This is a genomic window from Massilia timonae CCUG 45783 (genome assembly GCF_000315425.1).
Classification (GTDB): domain Bacteria; phylum Pseudomonadota; class Gammaproteobacteria; order Burkholderiales; family Burkholderiaceae_D; genus Telluria; species Telluria timonae.
In genome coordinates this window covers 2,051,846-2,077,873 of sequence record NZ_JH992922.1, presented here as the reverse complement: position 1 = coordinate 2,077,873, position 26,028 = coordinate 2,051,846, and the positions used below count along the sequence as shown (strand labels likewise).

Below are 26,028 nucleotides of genomic sequence, written 5' to 3'. Positions count from 1 at the left end.
GGTGGACGGCTCTGCCGTCCACGCGTCCAATCTCCCTCAAACCTGTCTATCCTGGCGGTGTGCTCCGGTCGCTTGAACGCGTGGACGGGGGACCCGTCCACCCTACATGAGCAAACTTCATCTCGCCCTCGTCGCGGCCTCACTCTCCACGACCGCCTATGCGGCCGTGCCTCTCGATACCTGCAACAGCGCCGGCTTCCAGGAAGTCCTGCAAGCCAATGGCGAACAGCTCGACGCGCGCGCCGTCTGGCTCGACAAGCGCCTGGTGCGCTGGCCCGGCGCCCCGCTCGATGGGCGCTTCCGCCTGTACCACTCCCCTGCCGCATCGATCAATGCCAAGGCCGGCGGCAAGGTCGCCGGCGCCGCCGGTTCGATCAAGCTCGACATCTCGCCCACCGCCGTCCCGCAAGCCGCAAGCGAGCGTTTCAAATGGGTCGCCACCGGTCCGACCCTGCGCGTGGCGGACGGCGACCTGTCGCGCCTGCCCGCCTTGCACCGCGAACAGCTGGTGCTGGTGCAGGAAGACGCGCGCGGCATGGTGGTCGCCGCCACCCGCATCCAGTCGGCCGGGGCGCTCGACGACCTGTACGCCGCCGCCGAAGCCATCCCCGACCTCGGCGCCACGCCAACCGCGAACAAGACCGGCTTCAAGCTGTGGGCGCCGACCGCGCGCCAGGTGGCGGTCTGCACCTATGACGGCCCGGCGGCCAAGGCGAGCGCCGTGCACGCGATGCAGCTCGACGAGAAGACCGGCGCCTGGGCGACCAGCCTGCCGCGCGACCTGTCGGGCACGTATTACAAATACGCGGTCGACGTCGTCGTGCCCGGCGCCGGCCTGGTGCGCAACCTGGTCACCGATCCGTATTCGGTCAGCCTGAACGCGGATTCGAAGCGCAGCTACATCGCGAACCTCGATGCGCCGCACCTCAAGCCGCGCGGCTGGGACGACACCCGTCCGCCGGCCACGGTGCAGGCCCCGACCGACATGGTCATCTACGAGCTGCACGTGCGCGACTTCTCGCTGATCGACGAGACCGTGCCGGAGTCCAAGCGCGGCAAGTACACCGCCTTTTCCGAGACGAACTCGAACGGCATGAAGCACCTGCGCGCGCTGGCGCAAGCCGGCCTGACCGACGTGCACCTGCTGCCGGTGTACGACATCGGCAGCATCCCGGAGATCGGCTGCGCGATGCCGCAACCGTCCGGCGCGCCGGACGGCGAAAGCCAGCAGGCATTGATCGGCAAGACCGCGCATACCGACTGCTTCAACTGGGGCTACGACCCGCAGCACTTCAACGCGGTCGAGGGCAGCTACGCCAGCGACCCGCAGGATGGCGCGCGCCGCATCGTCGAGTTCCGCGAGATGATGATGAACCTGCACAATGCCGGCCTGCGGGTCGGCACGGACGTGGTCTACAACCACACCTTCATCGCCGGCCAGGAAGAAAAATCGATCCTCGACCGCGTGGTGCCGGGCTACTACCACCGCCTGGATGCGCGAGGCGCCATCGAGACCTCGACCTGCTGCTTCAACACGGCCACCGAGAACACGATGATGGCCAAGCTGATGATCGACTCGTCGGTGCTCTGGACCCGCCACTACAAGATCGATTCCTACCGCTTCGACCTGATGGGCCACCAGCCGCGCGCGGCGATGGAACGGCTGCAGAAAGAGGTGAACGAGGCCGCCGGCCGCCACGTGCAGCTGATCGGCGAAGGCTGGAACTTCGGCGAGGTTGCCGACGGCGCGCGCTTCGTGCAGGCCTCGCAGCTGTCGCTGAACGGCACCGGCATCGGCACCTTCAGCGATCGCGCGCGCGACGCCGTGCGCGGCGGCTCACCGGGCGACTCGGGCGAGATCGTCGTCCGCCAGCAGGGCTATATCAACGGCCTGGCGTACGACCCGAATGCACTGGGCGGCGACGCCAGGCCCGATGCCCTGCTGCGCGCGGCCGACCTGATCCGCGTCGGCCTGGCCGGCTCGGTGCGGAGTTTCCCGATGCAGACCTTCGACGGCAAGGTGCGCCAGCTGCAGGACATCGTCTACGGCGGCAACCAGCCGGCCGGCTATGCGAGCCAGCCTTCCGAGGCGGTGAACTACGTCGAGAACCACGACAACCAGACCCTGTACGACATCAACGCGCTCAAGCTGCCGGTGGCGACCAGCGCTGCCGAGCGCGCGCGGGTGCAGGCGCTGGGCATGGCGATCAACGCCTTCAGCCAGGGCGTGGCCTATTACCACGCCGGCATCGACGTGCTGCGCTCGAAATCCCTGGACCGCAACAGCTTCAATTCGGGCGACTGGTTCAACCGTCTCGACTGGACCTACCGGGACAACTTCTTCGGCACCGGCCTGCCGCCCGCCGCCGACAACGCGAAGGACTGGCCGCTGTTCAAGCCGCTGCTGGCCAATGCGGCCCTGAAGCCGGCCCCTGGCGACATCGCGTTCGCGCGCGACGCCTTCCGCGACCTGCTGCAAATCCGCGCCAGCTCCACGCTGCTGCGCCTGCGCAGCGCGGAGGACATCAATGCCCGCCTGCGTTTCTTCAACACCGGCCCGCAGCAGGTGCCGACCGTGCTGGCGGCCTGGATCGACGGCCAGGGCTATCCCGGCGCGAACTTCGCCGGCCTGGGCTACCTGGTGAACGTGGACAAGAAGGCGCACACCATCGACGCCGCGCTCCTGCGCGGCAAGAAGCTGCGCCTGCATCCGGTGCATGCCGCAAGCGGCGCGGCGGACCAGCGCGCGCGCGAGGCGCGCTTCGACAGCGCCCGCGGGACCTTCACGGTGCCGGCGCGCACGGCCGTGGTGTTCGTGGAGTAGGGTCAGGCGGCGGCGAGCGCCAGCGTGTCGGCCAGCCGGGCGATGGCGAAGGTGTTGCGGCCCATGCCCTTGGCCTCGTACAACGCGCCGTCGGCCAGCTCGCTGATCGCCTGCGCCGTGACGCCGGGCGCGTCGGCCAGGCCGACGCCGATGGTGACGCCCACGGGAATCGCATGGCTGCCGACCACGAACGGCGCTTCCATCGCCTGCATGATCTTCTTGGCCACCAGCTCGACGTCGCGCGGCGAGCCGACTTCGTCGAGCAGCACCGTGAATTCGTCGCCGGCCAGGCGCGCCACCAGGTCGGAGCTGCGCACCACATTGCGCACGCGGCGCGCGAACTCCACCAGCACCATGTCGCCCACCGCGTGGCCGTGGCTGTCGTTGATGCGCTTGAAGTGGTCGATGTCCAGGTACAGCAGGGCGAAGGCGCGCTCGCGCTGCGGCGCGCGCTGCACCGCCGCCTGCAGCGCCAGCTCGAACTGGCGCCGGTTCGGGATGCCGGTCAGCGCATCGGTATGCGCCAGCGCATGCAGGTTACGCTCGTGCATGCGCGCCGCGGTGGCGTCGGTGGTGAGGATGTAGACGCCGACCACCTTGCCGTCGCGCAGGTGCGGCAGGAAAGTCGAGTGCACGATGCGGATGTGCTTCTTGCGCACGATGTCGTGCTCACACTGCGAGGCCTTGCCTTCCCAGGCATCCTTCAGCGCTTCCTGCTGCTGCAACCAGTATTCTTCGCCGAAGGCTTCGACCATGGTCTGCCCGACCACCTGCTCGGGCGCCTTGCCCAGCCAGGACTGGTGCACCGCGTTGGCGAACACATAGCGGTGGTCCTGGTCGAGATGGGCGATCAGCACCGGCAGGTTGTCGGTGATCGTGCGCAGCCGTTCCTCGCTCTCGACCAGCCGGTCCCTCGACGCCTTCAGCTCGGTGACATCCTTCATCGCCACCACCGCGCCCAGGGTCTTGCCCTGGGCATTGCGCAGCGGCCGGCCGCTGGCCATCAGGGTGCAGGGCGAGCGGCCGTGCGGCGCGATCACCATCGCGCCGTCGCGCACCACCTCGCCCTTGAGCGCGCGCACCAGCGGCACCTCGTCCATCTCCATCGGCGTGCGGCCGTCGGCGTGGTGCAGCGAGTAGTACTGCGACCATTCGCTCGGCGCCACCGCCTTCAGGTCGCGGCCGTGGAAGTCGCGCGCGCTGCGGTTGAACAGCGTCAGGTTGCCGATGGCGTCGCAGGCCACCACCCCGACGTCGATCGATTCCAGCACCGCGTCCAGCAGTTCCTGTTTCTCTTCCAGCTGCAGGCGGATGCGCATGGACTCGGCCATCCGCTCTTCCAGCTCGGCGGTGCGGGCGGCGATGCGGGCTTCGAGTTCGGTGTTGAGCGACTTGAGCGCCTGCTCGGCGAGCATGCGCGCCATCACCGCCTTCATGTGATTCAGTTCGACTTCGACCAGTCCGGCCAGGTCCTTCAGCACCTGGCGCTCCTCGATGCTGAAGACGCGCGGCGCGCGGTCGATGATGCACAGCGTGCCGACCGCCTGGCCGTCGCTGTAGACCGGCTGCCCGGCATAGAAACGGATATGCGGTTCGCCCGTCACCAGGACGTTGTCGGCGAAGCGCGGATCTCGTGCGGCATCCTCCACCACCAGCATGTCGCGCGCCTGCACGGTGTGGCTGCAGAACGAGATCGAGCGCGGCGTCTCCTGCGGTTCAAGACCGGTGCGCGACTTGAACCACTGCCGGTCGGCGTCGATCAGCGAGACGAGCGCGATCGGCACGCCGAAGGTCATCGCGGCGAGCCGCGTGTAGCGGTCGAAGCGGGTCTCGGGAGGCGTGTCGAGGATTTCAAGCTCGGCCAGCGCGGCAAGGCGGGCCTGTTCGTTGTTGGCGTAGGTGACGATGATGGTGCTCTTCCAAATACCGGTTCGGGGGCGGCGGGTCGAGGCCGGGACGATGCGGAGACGCCGGGGATGAGGGCGTCCACGGCCGAATCTTACATTGGGTTCCTGGCGGAAACTACTGTTTCCGCGGACAGCGTTGCGTGGCGTAGACGCTTTTACGCACGGGCGGATCGTTCGTCAATACGACAGCTTTCCTGGAAAAATGAATGGAGGAAATTAGTGTTTCCTTGCAGAATCAACAGCACGGCGGCCGCTTGCCGGATCGTCAGTAAATATCGCGTCCACACCCGCTTCGAGGTAGGCGCGGATCTCGCCCGCCGCATCGCCGCGCCGGCTGGGCGAGGCGACGGGCGCCGCGCGAAAATCACTTGGCAAAAACGGGTTCTCGGGCCGCATGGTCCACACATGAACCGCCAGCCCGGCGCCGCGCGCCTCCCGGACGAAGCGGGTCGGCGTGCCCAGTGCGCCGCCCGCGTCGCGCGGAATCACGATGGTCTTGTACGGCGCCACCACGTCGGCATAGCGCGCGATGGCGCGCAGTCCGTCCGGCGTGATCATGTCGGCATAGGTCAGGCCGCTGCCGGCGGCGACCGCATCGTGCGGGGCGCCGTCAGCGGCCACCAGCTGCACCAGGCGGTAGCCGGCCATCGCGCGCAGTTCCTTCAGGTTGCCGGTTTCGAAAGACTGGATGAACACGGCCGCATCCCGGCCGCGGTAGCCGTTCGCCGCCAGCACGTCCACCAAGCGGCGCTCGAGCGGCAGGCCGACCGACTTGAAGTAGCTCGGGTGCTTCAGCTCCGGGACCAGGCCGATGGTCTTGTTGCGCGCGCGGCTCTCGCCGTCGACCAGGTCGATGATCTCCTGCAGGGTCGGGATCGCATGCTGGTCATCGTACCTCGTGTTGGCGGGCCGGTTGGCGGGAATGCGCTCGCGTGCGCGCAGCTGTTTCAGTTCGGCGAGCGTGAAGTCTTCGGTGAACCAGCCGCTCACCGTTACGCCGTCGATGGTCTTGCTGGTCTTGCGTGCGGCGAACCGCGCCAGCTCGGCGACGTTGGTGGTGCCCGAGATCTCGTTCTCGTGACGCGCCACCAGCACGCCGTCGCGGGTGGCGACCAGGTCGGGCTCGACGCTGTCGGCGCCGTCCTCGATCGCCTTGCGGTAGGCGGCCAGCGTGTGCTCGGGCCGCAGGGCCGAGGCGCCGCGGTGGGCGATGACGCTGGGCGAAGGGGGCCAGGACTGGCCGGGGTTCTTCAGGTCGTGGCTGGCGCAGCCGCTGGCCAGCAGCGCGACGAATGCGCAGCCGAGGATGCGCGAGGATGGCGGGTGCCGCATGGGCTGTCTCCGGTTGCCGGACTTGTCCGCTTTGTCGCGGCGCGCCGTGACAGTGGCATGACAGCGTGGCATGACGCCGCCGGTCAGATATCGAGGTGCGAGATCAGGAGCCGGCGCTGCTCGATGTCGTTCTGGCTGCCCTGGCTGCCCTGGCTGCCCTCCCCCTGCGCGCCCAGCGAGATCCCGACCGACATGATGTCGATCAGCAGCAACTGCAGGATGCGCGAGATCATCGACAGGAAGGTGGTGCTGTCCTCGCTGTGGTCGACCGCCAGGCACACGCTGGCCTTCTTCGCCAGCGGCGACTTGCTGCTGGTGATGGCGATGACGTCGGCGCCTTGCGCGCGCGCCGTGTCGACCGCCTCCAGCAGGTCGGGCAGCTGGCCGCCGGTGGAGATCGCGATCACCACGTCGCCCGGCCCCAGCAGGCCGGCGGCCAGGTTGAGCAGGTGCGAGTCGCCGTACAGCGCGGCCGGGATGCGGAAGCGGAAGAACTTGTGCTGGCCGTCCAGCGCCACCGCGCGCGAATTGCCCATCGCGTAGAACTCGACCCGGCGCGCGCGCCGCAGCAGTTCGATCGCGCGGTCGATCGCATGCACGTCGAGCGCGTCGCGGAACTTCAGGATCGCCGACACCGTGTTGTCGATCACCTTCGCCGACAGGTCATGGGTGCTGTCGGTGACGCGCACCTGGCTGTGGCGCACCGGGATGGTGCCGGTCAGGCTGCCGGCGAACTTGAGCTTGAATTCGGCCAGGCCCTGGAAGCCCAGCGAGCGGCAGAAGCGGATCACGGTCGGCTGGCTCACGTCGGCCAGGCGCGCGATCTCGGCGATCGGTTCGGACAGCACCTTGCGCGGATGGTCGACCACCAGGCTGGCCACGCGCTGCTCGGCCGGCGACAGTTCGTGGCGCAGCTGCTGCACGCGGTCCATCAGCGTGTTGGCGCCGCTGCGCCCGCGCAGGTGTTCCGACAGGATCGCCGAGACGCCGTACAGGGCCGGGTTCGGCGTCATGATGACGAAGGTCGGGATCTGGGCGATGTAGTCGGTGAAGCGGCCCTTGGCCTCGAAGCGGGCGCGGAACGGCGACGTGGCGAACCATTCGCCCATGCGCGGCACGATGCCGCCGCCGATGAAGATGCCGCCGAAGGCGCCCAGCGTCACCGCCAGGTTGGCGGCGGCGCTGCCCAGCATGCCAGCGAAGGTTTCCAGCACCTCCAGGCACAGGGCGTCGCCGGCGTCCAGCGCGCCGCCCATGATCTCGGCGGTGCTGCGCGCCGGAGCTTCCACACCGTTTCTTTGCGCCAGCGCGCGGTAGATCAGTTCGATGCCGGGACCGGAAATCAGGCGCTCGTTCGAGACGTGCTTCCATTCGCGCCAGGCATACTGCAGGATCGCGAATTCGCGCTCGTCGCTCGGCGCGAAGTTGACGTGGCCGCCCTCGCTGCCCAGGGTCACGAAGCCGTCGATGGTCGGGATCACGCCCGACACGCCCAGGCCGGTGCCGGGACCGAGCACGCCCGACACCGCGTGCGTCTGCGCCTGCCCGCCGCCGACCTGCAGCAGGTCTTTCGGCTGGAAGCCGGGCAGCGCCATCGCCAGCGCCGTGAAGTCGTTCACGATCAGGAGCGTCGACAGGCCCAGCGCGCGGCGCACCTCGTCGGTCGAGAACTGCCAGTCGCGGTTGGTCATGCGGATGAAATCGCCGCTGATCGGATTGGCCAGCGCGAAAGCCGCGTGGCTGATGCGCTGGTTCGGATGCTCGGCCAGGTAGGCGTTCAGCAGCGGGACGATGCCGTCGTAGTCGTCGCAGCGCAGCACGCTCACCTGGGAGAGGACCCCGGGCGCGGTCTCGAGACCGAAGCGCGCATGGGTGGCGCCGATGTCGGCCAGCAGGCGCGGACCGTCGGCGAAGGCCGCGCGCGCGGGTTTCAGTTTGGTGTCTGGGTCAACGGTCATCGTGCAAGGATACCATTGAACGAATTGCAAGAGAATGGGGCCGGCGCCGGCTCCCGCAGCGCCGGCCCAACGACAATCAGCGCACCAGTCCGTCGACCAGCGCCTTGTGGAACTTCACCGGATCCTGCATCTGCGGCGCATGCCCCATCTCCGGGAAAGTCACCAGCTTCGCGCCGGGAATCGCCTCCTTCGTCTTCTGCGCCAGCACCGTGTAGTTCCCGAGCTTCGGACGGATCGCGGCCGGCGCCGCGTCCTTGCCGATCGCGGTGGTGTCCTTCAGGCCCATCAACAGGAAGGTCGGCACCTTGATGAGCGGGAACTCGTAGACCACCGGCTGCGTATAGATCATGTCGTAGATCAGCGCCGAATTCCAGGCCACGATCTCCTTGCCCTTGCCGCGGTACATACCGACCAGCATCTGCACCCACACCTCGTACTCCGGCTTCCACTGGCCGTTGTAGTAGGTGGTGCGCTCGTATTCGCGCACGCGCTCGGCCGAGGTCTTCAGCTCGCGCTCGTACCACTTGTCCACGCCCAGCGACGGCACGCCGAGGTTCTTCCAGTCTTCCAGGCCGATCGGGTTGATCATCACCAGCTGGTCGGTCAGCTCCGGATACATCAGCGCATAGCGCGTGGCCAGCATGCCGCCGGTCGAGTGGCCGATGACGATCGCCTTCTTCACGCCGATCGATTCGAGCAGCTTGCGGGTGTTGTCGGCCAGCTGCTGGAAGGTGTACTGGTAATGCTGCGGCTTGGTCGACTTGCAGAAGCCGACCTGGTCGGGCACCACGACGCGGTAGCCGGCCTGGGTCAGGGCCTTGGTGGTGCCGTCCCAGGTCGCGCCGCAGAAGTTCTTGCCGTGCATGAGCACCACGGTGCGGCCGTTCGGCTTGACCGGCCTGACGTCCATATAGGTCATCTGGAGATCGACGCCCTGGGACTTGAAGCGGTATTGCTGCGTCGGTTCGGGATAGGTGAACTCTTCCAGCTCGGGACCGTAGACCGGCTCGGACGCGGCTTGGGCGAAGGCCTGGGCCGGCAGCAGCGCGAGGGCGAGACCCGCTCCCGCGACGGCACGGGCGATACGTGTAAAGACTGGCATGGCAATCTGTGCAAAGTTGACGGAACCACCAGTCTAACCCGGATCGCCACCGATTCGATATGCAGAAACTCAGGCCAGCAAGGCGCGCATTTCGGGCACCGACAGCGGCGCGTCCTGCGCTTCCTGGAAGCGGCCCAGGATGCGCTCGATCGCCTGCACCGGCTGCGCGCGGCTGAAGTACCAGCCCTGCACGCAGTGCACGCCGCGCTCGGCCAGCCAGGACAGGTCGGCCTCGTCCTCCAGGCCTTCGCACAGCAGCTCGGCGTCGAACACGGCGGCGATGCCCTGGATCAGGGCGAACACGCCGGCGGTGCGGGCGTCGCTCGCCACGCCGTGCACGAAGCGGCGGTCGGCCTTGAGCCGGTCGAAGGGGAAGCTGGTGAGCGCGTCCAGGTTCGAGTAGCCGGTGCCGAAGTCGTCGACCGCGACCCGCACCCCGAGCGCGCGCAGCGCCGAGATGCGCTGGTGCAGCAGCGTCGGCGAGTCGAGCAGCTGGCTCTCGGTGACCTCGAATTCGAGCAGCTCGCCCGGCACGCCGGTGGCCTCGAGGATCTCGGCCAGGCGCGCGAAGACCTGGGTGTGCATCAGCGAGGCGCGCGAGAAGTTCAGCGCCACCGGCGGCGTCGCCAGTCCGCGCGCGCGCCAGGCCATCAGGTCGCGGCAGACCAGGTCCAGCACGTGCATGTCGAGCTCGAAGATGCGGCCCGAACTCTCTGCCTGGGGCACGAACATCCCCGGGCCCACCAGGCCGTAGGCCGGATGGCGCCAGCGCACCAGGGCCTCCAGCCCGATCAGGCGTCCATGAGCCACGTCGACCTGGGGCTGGTAATGCACCTCGAGGCGGCCGAAACGCAGCGCGCCGCGCATGGCTTCGCGCAACTCGTACCGCAGGCGCGCGCGCGCCATCAGCGCCGCATCGTACTCGTGCACGACGCTGGCGCCCTGCTGCTGGCGGATCGAGGACATCGCGATGTCGGCGGCATCCAGCAAGCCGTCGGCGCTTTCCTCGCACGGCAAGGCCTGGCGCCGGATGCCGATGCGCGCATGCAGGGTGTGCATGCAGCCCGGCTCCACCTCGAAGGGCTGGTCGATGGCGGCGCACAGGCGCGCGAGATGGGCGTCGATCTCCTCGGGGCGCGCGAGCAGGGCGAACGCGAACTGGTCGGCGCCGAGGTGGCCGAGCAGCGCGCCGTCGGCCCAGTCCTCGATGCGCTTGCCCATCAGGCGCAGGATGCGGTCGCCCGTCTCGCGCCGGAACAGGTCATTCACCTGGCGAAAGCCGATCAGGTCGACCATGCCGACGGTGACCAGCGCGCCCTCTTCTTCCAGCAGCACGCGTTGCAGGTGGTGCAGGAACACCGCGCGGTTGAACATGCCGGTGACCGGATCGCAGTAGCGCAGTTCGAGCAGGTCGGCCGCGATCCGTCCCAGCAGCCGCAACTGGGCGGCCTGGGCGACGTCGAGCGTGCGCGCGCTGGCGCTCATCACCCACAGGTTGCCCAGCAGGTGCTCGCTCTCGCCGCGCAGCGGAACGGCGGCGTAGTGACGGCAGCGCGGCGGCTCGGCCACCAGCGGATTGGCCGCGAAGCGCGGATCGAGGCTGGCGTCAGGCACCTCGAACCAGTCGCCCCCGACGTCCAGGGCGCGGTCGCAGAACGACCCTTCGCGCGGAAGGAAGCTGCCCTGGATGCCGATGTGCGACGGCAGCCAGATGCGCGACTTGAACATCAGGCTGATGCCGCCGATCTCGGCGCCGCTGGCCTGCACGGCCAGGCGGGTGATGTAGTCGAGCTTGGGGTCGGGCGATTCGGTCAGGACTTCGTCGCCGTCCTCGCCGCCCAGCGCATGCAGGCCCGGTTGCGGCGCGACGTTCTTCACCTCCAGGCGCGCCCGCCCCCGCACCAGGCGATAAATCATTCTTGCTCTGCTCATGCTGCGCATGTTCTCTCCCCTCTCGCGTCGGTCGGCATTGACGCGCTGCGGCCGCACGCTCATCGGCGGCTGGTCCGCAAAACATGAATGTATTAGCAGCTTAGCAGTGTTCGCTCAGAGGCAGCGCGGCGCGGCCGGGAATTCCGCGCGGCAGGAAATCATGCGGGTCGCATGACATGGGATAGCAAATTGGCGCACGGCGCACAGTCGCCGCCGTGCGCCGCGATGCCAACATCAGTCCTGGGCGATCAGCGCCACCGGAGCGGCGGTGTCGAAGCGCACCTTGCCGCCCTTGACCACGGCGGTCTTGCCGGTGTACCAGTCGCGCACCGTGGCGCCGTCGTGGAACACGCCGCCGACCTGGATCGTGGCCGGCTGGCCTCCTGGCAGGTCGAGCGCCACCACCACGCGGTCGCTCACGCCATTCTTTTCCCAGGTGCGCTTGAAGGTGTACGGGCTATGGCTGATCATCTGGTGCGCACCTGCGCCGACCGCCGGGTGGGCGGCGCGGAAGCGTCCCAGGCGCGCCCAGTGCGCGCGGATGTCGGCCACGCGGTGCATGCCACGTTCCGCGTTCGATTTCAGCTCGTCCCAGTTCATGAACGAACGCAGGGTGGCGTCGCCCTCGGCGCCTTCGACGCGCAGGATGCGCGCGGTCTCGTCGCCGTAGTAGATCTGGGCGGCGCCCGGCGCCAGCAGCAGCTTGTTGGCCGATTCGAACGGGCGCTCGCGCAGCGGATCGAAGGGACTGCCGTCGTCGTGCGAGCTGATGTAGTTCAGGACCGAATAGCCCTTCATCTCGCCTTGCAGGATCCTCGAATAATCCGAGAAGATCTTTTCGTAAGGCTGCCTGGCGTCGCTGCGCAGGCTGAAGCTGATCATGCTGTCGAAGCCCTGATCCAGGTAATCGACGACCTCGCCGCCGCCCAGGTCGAACTTGCGCGCGTGCTTGATCTCGTAGTTGTAGACCTCGGACACCATCCAGAACTTGTCTTCGCCCAGGCGCTGCTTCGGATTGGCGCGCTTCCAGTCCTCGAAGGCGAGGCTGGCTTCCTGCTTGAGTTCCTTCCACAGTCCGGGCTCGGTATGCTTGACGGTGTCGGCGCGGAAGCCGTCGATGCCGTACTTGCGCACCCAGTCCGCATGCCACTTCATCAGGTAGTAGCGCGGCGCGCGCGGATAGCCGGTGCGCTTGAAGAAGTCGTCCAGTTCCTTGACTTCGCGCTCGTAGCGCCCTTCCTTCTTCCATTTCGCCGCCAGCTGCGGCGGCAGCTCGACGTTGGCATTGCTACCGGTGAGGAAGTCCGGCAGGTTCGCCACCAGCGTGCAATCCATCGTGGTGCGCGCGTCCTTGTAGGTGCACTGCGGGCCGGTGCGCACCCACGCTGCCGGCCACACCGGATCCTGCTTCGTCACCGGCCCGGTGTGGTTCATCACCACGTCGAACACGATGCGGATGCCGTTCGCGTGCGCCGTGTCGACCAGCTCCTTGAGCTCGGCCTCGGTGCCGAAGGCCGCGTCCAGCGCGGTGAAGTCCTTCGCCCAGTAGCCGTGGAAGCCGTAGCTCTTGCCGGTGCCCTCGTCGGTCGAGCCGTGGATCTGCTCGACGACCGGCGTGAACCAGATCGCGTTCACGCCCAGGTCGTTGAAATACCCTTCCTTGATCTTCGCCGTGATGCCGGCGATGTCGCCGCCCATGAAGCCGCGCATCGTCGCGGCATCGTCCTTGCGGCCATACGCCTTGTCGTTGGCCGGATTGCCGTTGTTGAAGCGGTCCGTCAGCAGGAAGTAGACGGTCGCGTTCTCCCAGACGAAGGGTTTGCCGGCAGGCGCTTTCGTTTGTGCGATGGCGGACGAGACGGACGACAGCGCGCCGAAGGCGATCAGCATGGAGGCGGCAAGGACGGGTAATTTCATGCGGTTTCCTGTAGGTGGGTGGGTGTCAGGTGATGACGGTGGGTTCGTTGCGGCCGGTGCGCCGGCGCAGGCCGGACACGCTCTCGGCAACCGCGATCAAGCCCTGCAAGGCTTGTTGGGTGTCCAGGTCGTGACGCGCCGGATCGGCCTCGTAGCGCTCGAGATAGAGTCGGACGGTGGCGCCCTCGGTGCCGGTGCCGGACAGCCGGAGCACGATGCGCGAACCGTCGCTCATGATGATGCGCACGCCCTGCCCCGTAGAGCACGAATTGTCGACCGGGTCGTTGTATTCGAAGTCGTCGGCCTGCGCCACGTGGTGGCCGTCCAGCGTCTGGCCCGCCAGCTCGGGCAGGCGCGCGCGCAGCGCATCCATCATGGCGGCCGCCGCCGAGGCGTCGACCGCCTCGTAATCGTGGCGCGAATAATAGTTGCGGCCGAAGCGGGCCCAGTGCGCGCGCAGGATCTCCCCGACCGACTGGCGCCGAACGGCCAGCAGGTTGAGCCAGAACAGCACGGCCCACAGGCCATCCTTCTCACGGATGTGGATGGAGCCGGTGCCATAGCTCTCCTCGCCGCACAGGGTGGCGAGGTTGGCGTCCATCAGGTTGCCGAAGTACTTCCAGCCGGTGGGCGTCTCGAAGCAGGAGATGCCGAGCGCCTCGGCGACGCGGTCGGCCGCTTGTGAAGTCGGCATCGAGCGTGCGATGCCCGTGACGCCGTCGGCGTAGCCCGGCGCCACGGTGGCGTTGGCGGCGATGATGGCCAGGCTGTCCGAGGGCGTGACGGCGATGCCGCGCCCGACGATCATGTTGCGGTCGCCGTCGCCGTCCGAGGCCGCGCCGAAATCGGGCGCATCCGGCGCCGCCATCGCCGCGACCAGGTCGGCGGCATTGACCGGGTTCGGATCGGGATGGCCGCCGCCGAAGTCAGGCAGCGGCTGGCCATTGACCACGGTGCCGGCGGGCGCGCCCAGGATGTCCTCGAGCACCGCCCTGGCATACGGCCCCGAGACCGCGTGCATGGCGTCGAAGCGCATCCGGAAGCCGCTGGCGAACAGCGCGCGGATCGCATCGAAGTCGAACAGGCGGCCCATCAGCTCGGCGTAGTCGGCGACCGGATCGATCACCTCGATGGTCATGTTCTCGATGCGGGTCGTGCCCAGCCGGTCGAGGTCCACGGCCGGCGCATCAACGATGCGGTACTGCGTCAGCGCCCTGGTGTGCTCGTAGATCGCGTCGGTGATCTTCTCGGGCGCCGGGCCGCCGTTCTCGATGTTGTACTTGATGCCGAAGTCGCCATCCGGCCCGCCCGGGTTGTGGCTGGCCGAGAGCACGATGCCGCCATGACAGGCGTGCTTGCGGATCACGCAGCTCACGGCCGGCGTCGACAGGATGCCGCCGCGGCCCACCAGCACCTTCTCGACGCCGTGCGCGGCGGCCATGCGCAGGATGGTCTGGATCGCCTCGCGATTGAAATAGCGGCCGTCGCCGCCCACCACCAGGTGACGGCACTTGCCTTCGCCCAGGGTCAGGAAGATGGATTCGACAAAATTCTCGAGGTAGCCGGGCTGCTGGAACTCGGTCACCTTCTTGCGCAGGCCCGAGGTGCCGGGACGCTGCCCGGCGAACGGGGTGGTCGCGACGGTCTGGATGGTCATGCTGTGCTCCTGTCTGGGTAAGTTTGCGCTCACATAGTCACCCCGACCAGGACTGGTCAGGGCGAATATGTTAGTAAAACATTACGATACGACAGCCGCAAAAATGACGGCGCGCGTGGGCGGGTGGTTGGCGGAATCCGCCTGGATCAGGCCTTCGAGACCGGCGCCGCCTTGTCGGTGACGAACAGGGTCAGGAGCGCCGCGACCAGCATGCAGCCGCCGCCCAGCACCAGGGTCAGCACCGCATGGCCGTCGAACAGGTGCTTGGTGATGCTGCCCAGCAGCAGGCCGCTGACGATCTGCGGGATCACGACGAAGAAGTTGAACAGGCCCATGAAGTAACCCATGCGCTTGGCCGGCAACGCACCGGCCAGGATCGCGTACGGCATGGTCAGGATCGAGGCCCAGGCGATGCCGATGCCGATCATCGGCAGCACCAGCATCTGTTTGTCGGTGATCAGGAACATGCTGGCCAGCGACAGTCCGCCGATGACCAGGCAGGTCGCGTGCACGATCTTGCGCGAGGTGGCGCGGGCAAACACCGGCAGGATGAAGGCGGCCAGCGCCGACACGCCGCTGTATACCGCGAACATGATGCCGACCCAGTTGCCGGCGTCCTGGTAGGCGCTCGATTGCGCATCCGTGGTGCCGTAGACGTTGTCGGCGATCGCGGTGCCGGTATAGATCCACATCGCGAACAGCGCGATCCAGGTGAAGAACTGCACGAAGGCCAGCTGCACCATGGTGCGCGGCATCTTGCCGAAGCCGCCCAGGATCTCGACGAACATCGTGCCCACGCCGCGCGAGGCCTTGCGCTCCCTGTGGAAGGCGTCCATGTCGGGCGGCGGCAGTTCGTCGGCGAACAGCACGGTCCAGCTCACGGCCAGGAAGAACACCAGGCCGCCGGCGTAGAACGAGTAGCGCACGGTGTCCGGGATCACGCCGCCGACGGCGGCGTTGGACACGCCCATGCTCTCGAAGAAGGTCGGCAGCAGCGAGGCGATGACGGCGCCGCAGCCGATGAAGAAGGTCTGCATCGCGTAGCCCGCGGTCTGCTGGGCCGGGTCGAGCTTGTCGCCCACGAAGGCGCGGAACGGCTCCATCGACACGTTGATGGCCGCGTCCATCATCCACAATACGGCAACCGCCATCCACAGCGCGGTGGAGTTAGGCATCAGGAACAGCGCGATCGCCGCCAGCACGGCGCCGATGAAGAAGAAGGGACGGCGGCGGCCCCATTTCGGGTGCCAGGTATTGTCGCTCAGGTAGCCGATGATGGGCTGGACCAGCAGGCCCGTGACCGGCGCCGCCAGCCAGTACAGGGCCAGGTTGTCGGGATCGGCGCCAAGGGTGGCGAAGATGCGGCTGGTATTGGCGTTCTGCAGCGCGAAGCCGAACTGGATGCCGAAGAAACCAAAGCTCATGTTCCACAGCTGCCAGAACGACAGGCGCGGCTTCCCCACGGTCGATTGCATATCCATTGTGTGTCCCCAATCTGGCCCGGCAAACGGGCTTCTCTCGTGTGTGATTGCACGGCCGCTCGCTAAAAGCGTGCCGTCAGTGCCTTGTGCAGGATGCGGTGCGAGGCCGGAAGGGACGAAAAAGGACGACTACAGTCCGGCCAGCGTATCTGTAGCAAAATAACATGGTGGTTTCTGAGTGTCAATCGTGGTGTCCTCATAGTGAGGACACCACGACAACTCAGCATCAGGGAAGAATTTTGTAGTCAAACAACAGCGAGCGCGATTGTTCGACTACATGGTTACGCCTGACCTTTGCGATGCGGCTTCTTCGCGGTCGGCTTTTCACCCAGGCGACGCTCGACGCCCTTCGCGGCATATGGCTTCTTGGCCGGCGGCGTAGCCGGGGTTTCGCCGTCGCGCGTGATGGCCAGCTGGCGGCCCGCGACCCAGATGGTCTTCAGGTGCTCGACCAGGTCCTTGGGCATATCGTCCGGCAGATCCAGGGTCGAGTAATCGTCATAGATCTCGATGCGGCCGATATGCTTGGACGGGATATTGGCTTCGTTGGCGATCGCGCCGACGATATTGCCCGGCTTGGCGCCATGGGCGAAGCCGACTTCGATGCGGAAGGTGGCCATGCCCGGCTCGGGATCGCGCATCACGCGCTCTTTCTTGAAGCCAGGCTCGCGTGCGGGACGCGCCGGACGCTCTTCCCAGTCGCCGCGCGGCGCACGCGGCGCGCGTTCCTGGGCGCCGCCACCGAACTCGCGCTGCGACGGCACGAACTCGGGACGCGCTTCGCGATCAGGCTTGGTCAGCAGCAGCGGCTCGTCGCCGCGCGCCAGCTTGGCCAGCGCGGCCGCGATATCGATCGCCGGCACATTGTCGTCGCGCTCGATGTCTTCGATCAGCGAACGGAACACGTCCAGGCCACCCTCGGCCAGCGTGGTGCGGATCTGGTCCTTGAAGCGGGTAATGCGCACTTCATTGACCGCCTTGATGGTCGGCAGCTCGAGCGGCGAGACCGGCTGGCGGGTAGCGCGCTCGATGGCTTTCAACAGGCCGCGCTCGCGCGGGGTGATGAACAGGATCGCGTCGCCGCTGCGCCCTGCCCGGCCGGTGCGGCCGATGCGGTGCGTGTAGCTCTCTGGATCGGACGGCACGTCGTAGTTGATCACGTGGCTGATGCGTTCGACGTCGAGGCCGCGCGCCGCGACGTCGGTCGCCACCAGGATGTCGATCTTGCCGTTCTTGAGCTGCTCGATGGTGCGCTCGCGCTGTTGCTGGGCCATATCGCCATTGATGGCGGTGGCCGCGAAGCCGCGCGCCTGCAGCTTGGTCGCCAGTTCCTCGGTGCCCAGCTTGGTGCGCGCGAAGATGATCATGCCGTCGAACGGCTCGGCCTCGAGGATGCGGGTCAGCGCGTCGAGCTTGTGCATGCCGGCCACCAGCCAGTAGCGCTGCTTGATATTGTCGGCGGTGCCGGTCTTGGCGGCCACGGTGACCTCGGCCGGATCGCGCAGATAGGTTTTGGCGATGCGCTTGATCGCCGGCGGCATGGTGGCCGAGAACAGCGTGGTCTGGCGGCCTTCCGGGGTTTGCTGCAGGATCTGCTCGACGTCGTCGATGAAGCCCATGCGCAGCATTTCGTCGGCTTCGTCCAGCACCAGGGTGGTCAGCTGCGACAGGTCGAGCGAGCCCTTCTCGATGTGGTCGATGACGCGGCCCGGAGTGCCGACGACGACGTGCACGCCGCGGCGCAGGCTCGACAGCTGCGGACCATAGCTCTGGCCACCGTAGATCGGCAGCACGTGGAAGCCCTTGATGTGGGCGGCGTAGCTCTGGAAGGCCTCGGCGACCTGAATCGCCAGTTCACGCGTCGGCGCCAGCACCAGCGCTTGCGGAGCGGTTTTCTTGACGTCGATATTCGACAGGATCGGCAGCGCGAAGGCCGCGGTCTTGCCGGTCCCGGTCTGGGCCTGCCCCAACACGTCGCGCCCTTCCAGCAGCAAAGGAATGGTGGCAGCCTGGATCGGCGACGGCGTTTCGTAGCCGACGTCTTTCAATGCTTTCAGAACAGGCGCCGAAAGATTGAGGTCGGAAAACGATGGGATTGGGGTGTCAGACATAAAGGAGTTGCTCTTAAATAAGTAGAAACGAAAGCGATAGTTTACACCGTCGCCCCGCGCAAGGCGCTAAATAGGGCGCTGCGTGGACTAAACAGGCGTGGATTATGAGGCAAAACCACAGAATCCGAAAAAAACAAAAAGCCCTTGCAGGCGAAACCTGCAAGGGCTGGCAGACGCCGCGCTGGGCGGCGTGCCGTTCAACCAGTGTATTGCTTACAGCTTGTAGTTCAGGCCGAGCAGCATCTGGCGGCCATACTTGCTGTAGCCGCGCGGACGGTCTTCGGTGCCGGCGTAGCTGCGGAAGGCGGTGTCGGTCAGGTTATTCACCTGGAACAGCACCGACAGGCCTTCGATCTGCTTGAAGTCGTAACCCAGTTGCAGGTCGACCACTTTATCAGCTTTCACGTAGGTCAGCTCGGTTGCGCCGCCGATGCCGCCGATTTCACCCACGAAGTCGCTGCGGTAGCGCTGGCTGACGCGGGCCGAGAAACCGTCTTTCTCGTAGTAGGCGGTGACGTTGAACACGCGCTTGGACAGGCCCGGCAGCGGGATCCCGAGGCTGCCGAAGCGCTGGTCGACGATCGAGATCTCGCTGTTGGTGAACGAGGCGTTGGCGGTGATGCCGAAGCCGTCCAGCATCGGGTGGATCATGTCCAGCGGGGTCGAGGCCGCGAACTCCAGGCCCTTCAGGGTGCCGCCTTCGCCGTTCATCGGCTGGGTCATGGTGCCGATATTGGTCAGGGCGCCCTGCAGGTTGAACTCCGAGAAGTCACGCGGCACGGTCACGCTGTAGATATACGAGGACAGGTCCTTGTAGAAGCCGGCGGCCGAGATGTAGCCCTTGTTGCCAAAGTATTTTTCGTACGACAGGTCGACCTGCTTGGCGCGCCATGGATCGAGCTGGGCGTTGCCGCCGTTGCCCCATGGGGTGCCGGTGGTCTGCGCGGTCAGGCCGACTTCCAGCGCGGCGTTCAGCTGGTTCAGCTTGGCGCGCGCCAGGGTCTTGCCGGCGCCGAAGCGGATGAACTGCTGGTCCGGCAGGCTCCAGGCCAGGTTCACGCTCGGCAGGTAGTCGGTGTATTTCTTGCCGTCGGTCAGCGGCACCAGGTCGGCGAACGGCCAGGCGCGCAGCGTGTTCGCGGTCGAGCTCTGGTCGGTGTCGATCACCTGGATGCCGATGTTGCCGCGCAGCGGCATCGACATCAGTTCGGTGTCGATGTTCAGCTTGGCGTAGCCGGTCTTGACCTTTTCTTCGATCGACCAGTTCTTGGTCGCGCCCCATGGCACCAGGACCGATGGGGTGAACGGACCGAAGTTATTCGCCAGCACCGCGTCGATGTCCCAGCTCAGCGCATTCTGCAGCGCGTACAGGTCCTGCACACCGTTGAGCACGCCCGGCGCGAAGGTGCCGTCACCCAGCTTGGTGAAGCCGGTTTCCAGGTGTTCCTTCTCCTTCTCGCGCTTGGAGTGGTTGTAGCCGACTTCCAGGCTGCTGAACGGACCGTCGGAGAACTTGCGCTCGAGGCTGACACGGAACGACGTCATCTTGTCGGTCATGTTCGGGGCGTTGACATAGCCGTCGCCGAACTGGCCGCCGATGGCGATCTGCGACGGATCGTCGTACACGCCCGACAGCGACAGTTGCGGAATGGTGCCGCCGTTGTAGCTGTAGTCCAGGGTCTGGCGCACGGCGCGGCCGGCGTTGATCTCGATCAGCTCTTCCTTGTGGTCAGCCTTCGAGCGGCTGATGTCGATGATGCCGACCCAGTCGCCGCTGCTGTAGCGGTTGTTCCAGCCGAAGGCGGTCAGCTTGTCGTCGCGCGTCATGCGGTTGTTGCGCACGACCGGATTGACGTTGTTGGCGGTGCCGGCGATCGCGGTGCCGTTGACCACGGTCGCGTTCGAGAAGCGCACTTCGCCGTCGTCCTTCAGCGGCATTTCGATGCCGCGGCGGATTTCTTCCTGGTCGAAGCGCGAATGATAGACGTCGAAGGTCGAGCTGAAGTTGCGGTTCGGACGCCATTCCAGCACACCCATCAGGCCGTCGCGCACCTGGTCGCCGGTGGTGGCCATCGACTTCATGCCCTTTGGCACTTTGACGGTCGAGCCCGGCACGACGTTGGTGTCGTCCACCCAGTCCCAGGTCTCGAACTGCTGGTGCACGTTCGGCTTGTCCTGGCGCGCATAGCCGATCGCCACGCCGAGCGTGCGGTTGGCGAACTGGTCGATGTAGGAAGCGCTGATGCGGCTGCCGGTGTCCGGCGAACCGGCGCTGATCGAGCCTTTCGAATTCTTTTCGCCGCGCACGTTGACGGTGATGACGCGCTCGCGCAGCGACAGCGGCTTGATGGTCTGCAGGTCGACCGTGCCCGACAGGCCCTGGCCGATCACGGCCGCGTCGCCGGTCTTGTACACGGTGACGGCGCTGATCAGTTCCGACGGGTACTGGTCGTATTCGACGGTGCGGTCCGAGCTGGTGGTGACCTGCTCGCGGCCGTTCAGCAGCGCGGTCGACAGGTCGCCCGAGGTGCCGCGGATGCTGATCGACTGGGCCTGGCCGTTGACGCGCTGGGCCGACAGGCCCGGCAGGCGGGCCAGCGATTCGGCGATCGACACGTCCGGCAGCTTGCCGATGTCTTCCGAAGAGATGGCTTCGACGATGCCGGTCGATTCACGCTTGACGGCGATCGCATCTTCGATCGCGCGGCGGATGCCGGTCACGGTCACGGTGGTGACGGGCGCGTCCGGGTTCAGGTTGGCGGTCTCACCGGTGCTGGCGGTTTGCGCGTGGGCGCTGCCGGCCAGGACGGTGACGAAGATGGCGCAGCCGGCGGCAACCGGGCTCAGCTGGAATGCGGCACGCTTGGTGGCGATGTTTTTCATGTGTCCCCTCAGATAGAACGATGTATTCCCGAAAACAGCCCGTCGGCCGGCCGGGATCGGCTTTTTGCGACAAAATCAACGTTGGCCGGGATTCTGTATTAAAACTAGATGCACTGTCAACGGGAGTTACTTGCAGCAATGATCATGGCACGTTTTTGCCTAACAGGCCGTAAATCCAAGGTTTTTCCGTTGTTTATGAGCTACATGGCAATTCATCGATTCTGTAGTCGCGCTACAAATGCCCTAAAAACCAGCATGGAATTGCCACAATGCACCATCGTGGTGCATATCTCGTAGTAAATCATTCAGATCGTTTGGATTGCTGGTAGAACACTGAAAATTTGCTACAAATAGACGGTCGACCGTCGGCCCGGGCTGGATACAGACGAAAAAAAGCCGCCCAATCAGGCGGCCACCTGGTGTTGCCGGCTTGAAGAAAATCTAGGCCTTGCGCGCCGCGCAATGCCTGGCGATGTACTCGTCATGCGACGGCATCACGTCCACGCACTTGCGGATCACCTCGCGCACGCTTTCCATATACTCGGCGATGTCGGCCTCGGACTGGGTATCGGCCAGCGGGTGGTAGCCGTCGAGCGGCATGTTCTGCCCTTCGAACACCTGCAGCCAGCCGACTTCCGAGAACAGTTCGTTATCGACGCGCACGACCTTCCCGCGCGAGCGGTACAGGTCCATCTTCTGGCGCAGCGTGTCGGGTATCGCCATGTTCGCGCACTCGGTCCAGTAGGCCGAGTCGGTGCGCTGGTTCAGGTGGTAGTGCAGGATGATGAAGTCGCGCACGCGCTCGTACTCGAAGCGCGACTGGCGGTTGAACTCGTCGCGGTCGACGTCGCTGAAGCGGCGGTCCGGGAACAGCTCGACCAGGCGCGCGATGCTCGACTGGATCAGGTGGATGCTGGTCGATTCGAGCGGCTCCAGGAAGCCGCTCGACAGGCCGATCGCCACCACGTTGCGGTTCCAGGCCCGCTTGCGCATCCCGGTCTGGAACTTGATCAGGCGCGGCTCGGCCAGCGCGCGGCCGTCGAGGTTGGCCAGCAGCGTCGCCGCCGCCTCGTCGTCGCTGATGAAGCGGCTGCAATACACATGGCCGTTGCCGGTGCGGTGCTGCAGCGGGATGCGCCACTGCCAGCCCGACTTGTGCGCGGTGGCGCGGGTGAACGGCGTGATGGCCGGCGCCGATTCGCAGGGCACGGCCAGCGCGCGGTCGGCCGGCAGCCAACCGGTCCAGTCCTCGTAGCCGGTCTCGAGCGCCTGCTCGATCAGCAAGCCGCGGAAACCCGAGCAATCGATGAACAATTCTCCTTCGATGCGCTGGCCGTTGTCGAGTTCGACCGCATCGACGAAGCCGTCCGGCTCGCGCCGGGTGGCGCGCGCGATCTTGCCCTCGATGCGCACCACGCCGCGCGCCTCGGACAGCTTTCTCAGGTACTTCGCGTACAGGCTGGCGTCGAAGTGGTAGGCGTAGGCGATGTCGCGCAGCGGCGAATTCGGCACGTCCTGGCGCGCCGGCATGAACTTGCCGGCCTTGGCCGCCATGCGCGTGATCGAGTATTCCTCCAGCGGCGCGGCCTTGCCTAGACCCCGCATCTTGTGCCAGTACTGCTCGAACGGCACGGTGGCCAGGTCTTGCCCCATGCGGCCGAAGCCGTGCATGTAGCGCTCGCCGATCCGGCCCCAGTTGACGAACTCGATGCCCAGCTTGAAGCTGCCCATCGTCTCGCGCATGAATTCGTTCTCGTCGATGCCGACCACGCGGTTGAAGCGCTGGATCATCGGGATCGTCGCCTCCCCCACGCCGACGATGCCGATCTCATCCGACTCCACCAGCCGGATGTGGTAGCGGCCGTTCAGCATGCTCGACAGCGCCGCCGCCGTCATCCAGCCGGCGGTGCCGCCGCCGACGATCACGATGTCCTTGATTGCCTGGTTTTCCATATTTTGTGCCCTAGTCTCTTCCAACGAAAAACAACCCCCGGGGCCGGGGGCCGCGAGGGTTGCATTGTAGTGCGTGCCGCGATCAGAACTTGTAGTTGGCGCCGAACTGGTAGGTGCGGCCGTACACGACGCGGCGGGTGATCGAATCCGGATTATCCGTGTACTCCTGGTACGGCGCGTTGTTCCAGTTGTTCGCCTGGGCGAACACCGACAGGCCCTTGGCGAAGCCCTTCTGGATCTCGTACGACACCTGGAAGTCGACGATGGTCTCGCCTTTCACGAAGGTGTACTGCAGCGTGTCCGAGAAGTCCGGCGACTGGCCCAGGAAGTCCGAACGCTTGCGCGCCGCGGCGGCGATCTGGAAGCCGTTCTTTTCGTAGTACAGGCGCAGGTTGCTGACCTTGCGCGACAGGCCCGGCAGCGGGATCGACTGCGCCGCCGTCTGCACGTTGCCGAAGCCGAGCGCCGGGATGTCGATCGCGGAACTGGTGTACGAGTGGTTGGCCAGCACGCCGAAGCCGTCCAGCCACGCGTGCACCATGTCCAGCGGCACGTTCACCGCCAGCTCGTAGCCGCGGATGCGGCCGCCTTCGCCGTTTTCAGGACGGTTCAGCACGCCGATGGTCGAGCCTTCGAAGGTTCCCGAGGTCGGCAGCGGGGTGGTCGACGTGACCCATGGCGCGAAGTCGTATTCCGACGGCGTACGCAGGATGAAGCTGTCGAGCTTCTTGTAGAAGCCGGCCACGCTCACATACCCTTTCTTGGCGAAGTATTTTTCGTACGACAGGTCGAACGACTTGGCTTCGAACGGCTTGAGCAGCGGGTTGCCGCCGCCGCCGCTGATGAACGGGTTGGCGACGCTGGTGTTCACGCCGAAGCCGATGCCGCCGCGCAGGTCGTCCAGGCTCGGACGCGACAGCACCTTGGCCACGCCCATGCGCAGCACCTGGTCGTTGTTCAGGTCGAACGACAGGTTCAGGCTCGGCAGCACGTTCCAGTAGTCGGCGGTGTCTTCGGCGCGCACCACCGGGCACGAGGCCGCGGTCTCGCCGGTGCAGTTGCCGCTGTTGTAGCCGCCGCCGGTCTGCTTGGTGTGCACGAACTGGGTGCCGACGTTGCCGCGGTAGTCGAAGCCGAACAGCTGGCCGTTCAGGTCGCCCATCACATAGGCGGTCTGCACGGTTTCCTTGACGTCCCACAGCTTGGTCAAGATGTCGGCATTGACCTTCTCGGCCAGCTCGTACACGGCGCCCAGCGAACCGAGCGGGTTCCAGGAAGCGACCGGGATGCCGGTGGTGCCGGCGGTGTTCGGGGTGCTGCCCGGCATCGGCACGGCGCCGTACAGGTCGCCGCCGACGATCATCAGGCGGCCCTCCTCGCCGGTGCGGCGCTTTTCGCGATCGGTGAAGTTGTAGCCGACCTGGAAGGCCGAGACCGGACCCCACTCGACGTTGCGCTTGGCGTTCAGGCGGATCGCCTTGAGCGTGTCCGCGATATGGGGCTGGGCCAGGTAGCCGGCCTGCGCCAGCGGCTCGGCCGCGGTGCCCGACCAGCCGTTCACGTCGGTCAGCTGGGCGACGTTCGGATCGGAATAGTTCAGGCCGGTGCGGTAGGCGACATCGGCGTAGTTCAGGCCATTGAAGCCGGTCCACGAGATCGTGTCCAGGTTGACGGCGTTGCCCGGCAGGCCGGCGGTGGTTTCATAACGCGAGCTCAGCTTGGTCGCCTTGGACCAGGTGAGGTCGGCGCTGGTATTCCAGTCGCCCAGCTTCAGCTCGTTCTTCCAGCCGACCGTCTTGAGGTCGTCCTCGGCCGCTTCGATGTGGTTGCGGATGACGGCCTTGTAGTTGGTCAGGGTGCCGCTGGTGGCGATGCCGTTCGAGACCGTGACGTCCTGCAGCACGCCGACCGGGTCGTAGCGGCCCGATTCGTTGTTGCCGATCGCGCCTTCCAGGCCGGTGCGCTTGAAGCCGGTTTCGCCGGCCGAGTAGAACAGGTCCAGGGTCGAGCGGAAGTTGCGGTTCGGGCGCCACTGCAGCGAGGCGAAGGCGCCGTCGCGGTTGTGGTAGCCGGTCTCGGTGTCAGCGGTGAAGCCGGTCGGCACGCGCACGTTCTGGCCGTTGTATGGCAGCTCGGCCGTGTTGCCGCCCCAGGCGTCGAACTTGCGCTGTTCGCCGCCGGTCTCGTCGTACGAGGTCAGTCCGACCGCGATGCCGAAGGTGCGGTTGGCGAACTGGTCGATGTACGACAGCGAGAAGCGGTCGCCATCGCCTTCTTCGGCGGTGCGCACGCCCAGGCGGCTCTTCTTGTAGTTGACGGCGACGACGCGCTTGCCGAAGTCGAGCGGCTGCACGGTCTTGAGGTCGATGGTCGCGGCCAGGCCCGAGCCGATCACGCTCGCGTCCGGGGTCTTGTAGATCACCACGCCGCCCATCAGCTCGGACGGGAACAGGTCGAATTCAGGATTGCGGGCGTTACCGGTCGAGGCCATTTCGCGGCCGTTGAGCAGGGTGCCGTTGAAGCTCGGCGACAGGCCGCGCACCGAGATCTCGGACGCGCGTCCCGAACCGCGGCTGCGCTGGGCGGTCACGCCCGGCAGGCGCGCGATCGATTCGGCCACCGAGGAATCGGGCAGCTTGCCGATATCTTCGGCCGAAATCGCTTCGACGATGGAATTGGAATTGCGCTTGACCGAGATCGCCGCTTCGATGCCCTGGCGGATGCCGGTCACGGTGACGGTGGACACGCTCGGGGCCGGGGCCGGGGTGGCGATGACTTCGCCGGTAGCGGCGGCGGTCGGGGTGTTCGGCGCGACGGCGCTCTGCGCTTCGCTGCCGGATGCCTGCGCGAAGGCCTGGCCAGCCAGCGCCGACAGCAGGACGGCGCAGCCCGCGGCGAACGGGTTCAACGGGAATGCGGTACGCGCCGACTTGCCGGCGCGCCTGGTGGCGGTAGCTTTCATGTGTCTCCT

Annotated in this window: 13 protein-coding genes; 1 reads left to right on the top strand and 12 read right to left on the bottom strand. The window is 66.4% G+C overall.

Annotated elements, in window-relative coordinates; genetic code table 11:
• Positions 1–106 precede the first annotated feature (106 nt).
• Complete coding sequence (locus HMPREF9710_RS08735) at positions 107–2,824, top strand: alpha-1,6-glucosidase domain-containing protein (RefSeq protein WP_005665645.1); 2,718 nt, start codon at positions 107–109, stop codon at positions 2,822–2,824.
• Positions 2,825–2,826: 2 nt separating this feature from the next.
• On the opposite strand, the gene HMPREF9710_RS26510 is transcribed toward HMPREF9710_RS08735, so the two are convergent.
• From HMPREF9710_RS26510 to HMPREF9710_RS08675, 12 genes are all read right to left on the bottom strand, one after another.
• The gene (locus tag HMPREF9710_RS26510) at positions 2,827–4,674 is read right to left on the bottom strand and encodes a sensor domain-containing diguanylate cyclase (RefSeq protein WP_267871913.1); all 1,848 of its coding nucleotides are present in this window, start codon (positions 4,672–4,674) and stop codon (positions 2,827–2,829) included.
• A 273-nt stretch (positions 4,675–4,947) separates the two neighbouring features.
• The gene (locus HMPREF9710_RS08725; protein WP_005665643.1) at positions 4,948–6,063 is read right to left on the bottom strand and encodes a glycerophosphodiester phosphodiesterase; all 1,116 of its coding nucleotides are present in this window, start codon (positions 6,061–6,063) and stop codon (positions 4,948–4,950) included.
• Positions 6,064–6,146: 83 nt separating this feature from the next.
• A complete protein-coding gene (locus HMPREF9710_RS08720; RefSeq protein WP_005665642.1) occupies positions 6,147–8,021 on the bottom strand; it encodes a glucokinase in 1,875 nt (624 codons plus the stop codon).
• A 76-nt stretch (positions 8,022–8,097) separates the two neighbouring features.
• Positions 8,098–9,123, bottom strand: a complete 1,026-nt coding sequence (locus tag HMPREF9710_RS08715; RefSeq protein ID WP_005665641.1) for an alpha/beta fold hydrolase — start codon at positions 9,121–9,123, stop codon at positions 8,098–8,100.
• Between the two features lie 69 nt (positions 9,124–9,192).
• Positions 9,193–11,040 carry a putative bifunctional diguanylate cyclase/phosphodiesterase gene (locus HMPREF9710_RS08710; protein WP_229409752.1) on the bottom strand — a complete coding sequence of 616 codons (1,848 nt, stop codon included), beginning with the start codon at positions 11,038–11,040 and terminating at the stop codon, positions 9,193–9,195.
• A 249-nt stretch (positions 11,041–11,289) separates the two neighbouring features.
• Positions 11,290–12,972, bottom strand: a complete 1,683-nt coding sequence (locus HMPREF9710_RS08705; protein ID WP_005665639.1) for an alpha-amylase family glycosyl hydrolase — start codon at positions 12,970–12,972, stop codon at positions 11,290–11,292.
• 25 nt (positions 12,973–12,997) lie between these two features.
• Complete coding sequence (locus tag HMPREF9710_RS08700; protein ID WP_005665637.1) at positions 12,998–14,629, bottom strand: alpha-D-glucose phosphate-specific phosphoglucomutase; 1,632 nt, start codon at positions 14,627–14,629, stop codon at positions 12,998–13,000.
• 146 nt (positions 14,630–14,775) lie between these two features.
• Positions 14,776–16,110 (bottom strand): MFS transporter, encoded by a 1,335-nt coding sequence (locus HMPREF9710_RS08695; RefSeq protein ID WP_005665636.1) that lies wholly within the window; start codon positions 16,108–16,110, stop codon positions 14,776–14,778.
• Between the two features lie 281 nt (positions 16,111–16,391).
• Entirely contained in the window at positions 16,392–18,221 is a 1,830-nt protein-coding gene (locus tag HMPREF9710_RS08690) for a DEAD/DEAH box helicase (RefSeq protein ID WP_005665634.1), read from the bottom strand.
• A gap of 213 nt (positions 18,222–18,434) precedes the next feature.
• Positions 18,435–21,104 (bottom strand): TonB-dependent receptor, encoded by a 2,670-nt coding sequence (locus tag HMPREF9710_RS08685; RefSeq protein WP_005665632.1) that lies wholly within the window; start codon positions 21,102–21,104, stop codon positions 18,435–18,437.
• Between the two features lie 441 nt (positions 21,105–21,545).
• Positions 21,546–23,057: a tryptophan halogenase family protein gene (locus HMPREF9710_RS08680; protein ID WP_005665630.1), complete on the bottom strand. Its 1,512-nt coding sequence runs from the start codon at positions 23,055–23,057 to the stop codon at positions 21,546–21,548.
• 82 nt (positions 23,058–23,139) lie between these two features.
• Positions 23,140–26,019: a TonB-dependent receptor gene (locus tag HMPREF9710_RS08675; protein ID WP_005665628.1), complete on the bottom strand. Its 2,880-nt coding sequence runs from the start codon at positions 26,017–26,019 to the stop codon at positions 23,140–23,142.
• Positions 26,020–26,028: the final 9 nt, after the last annotated feature.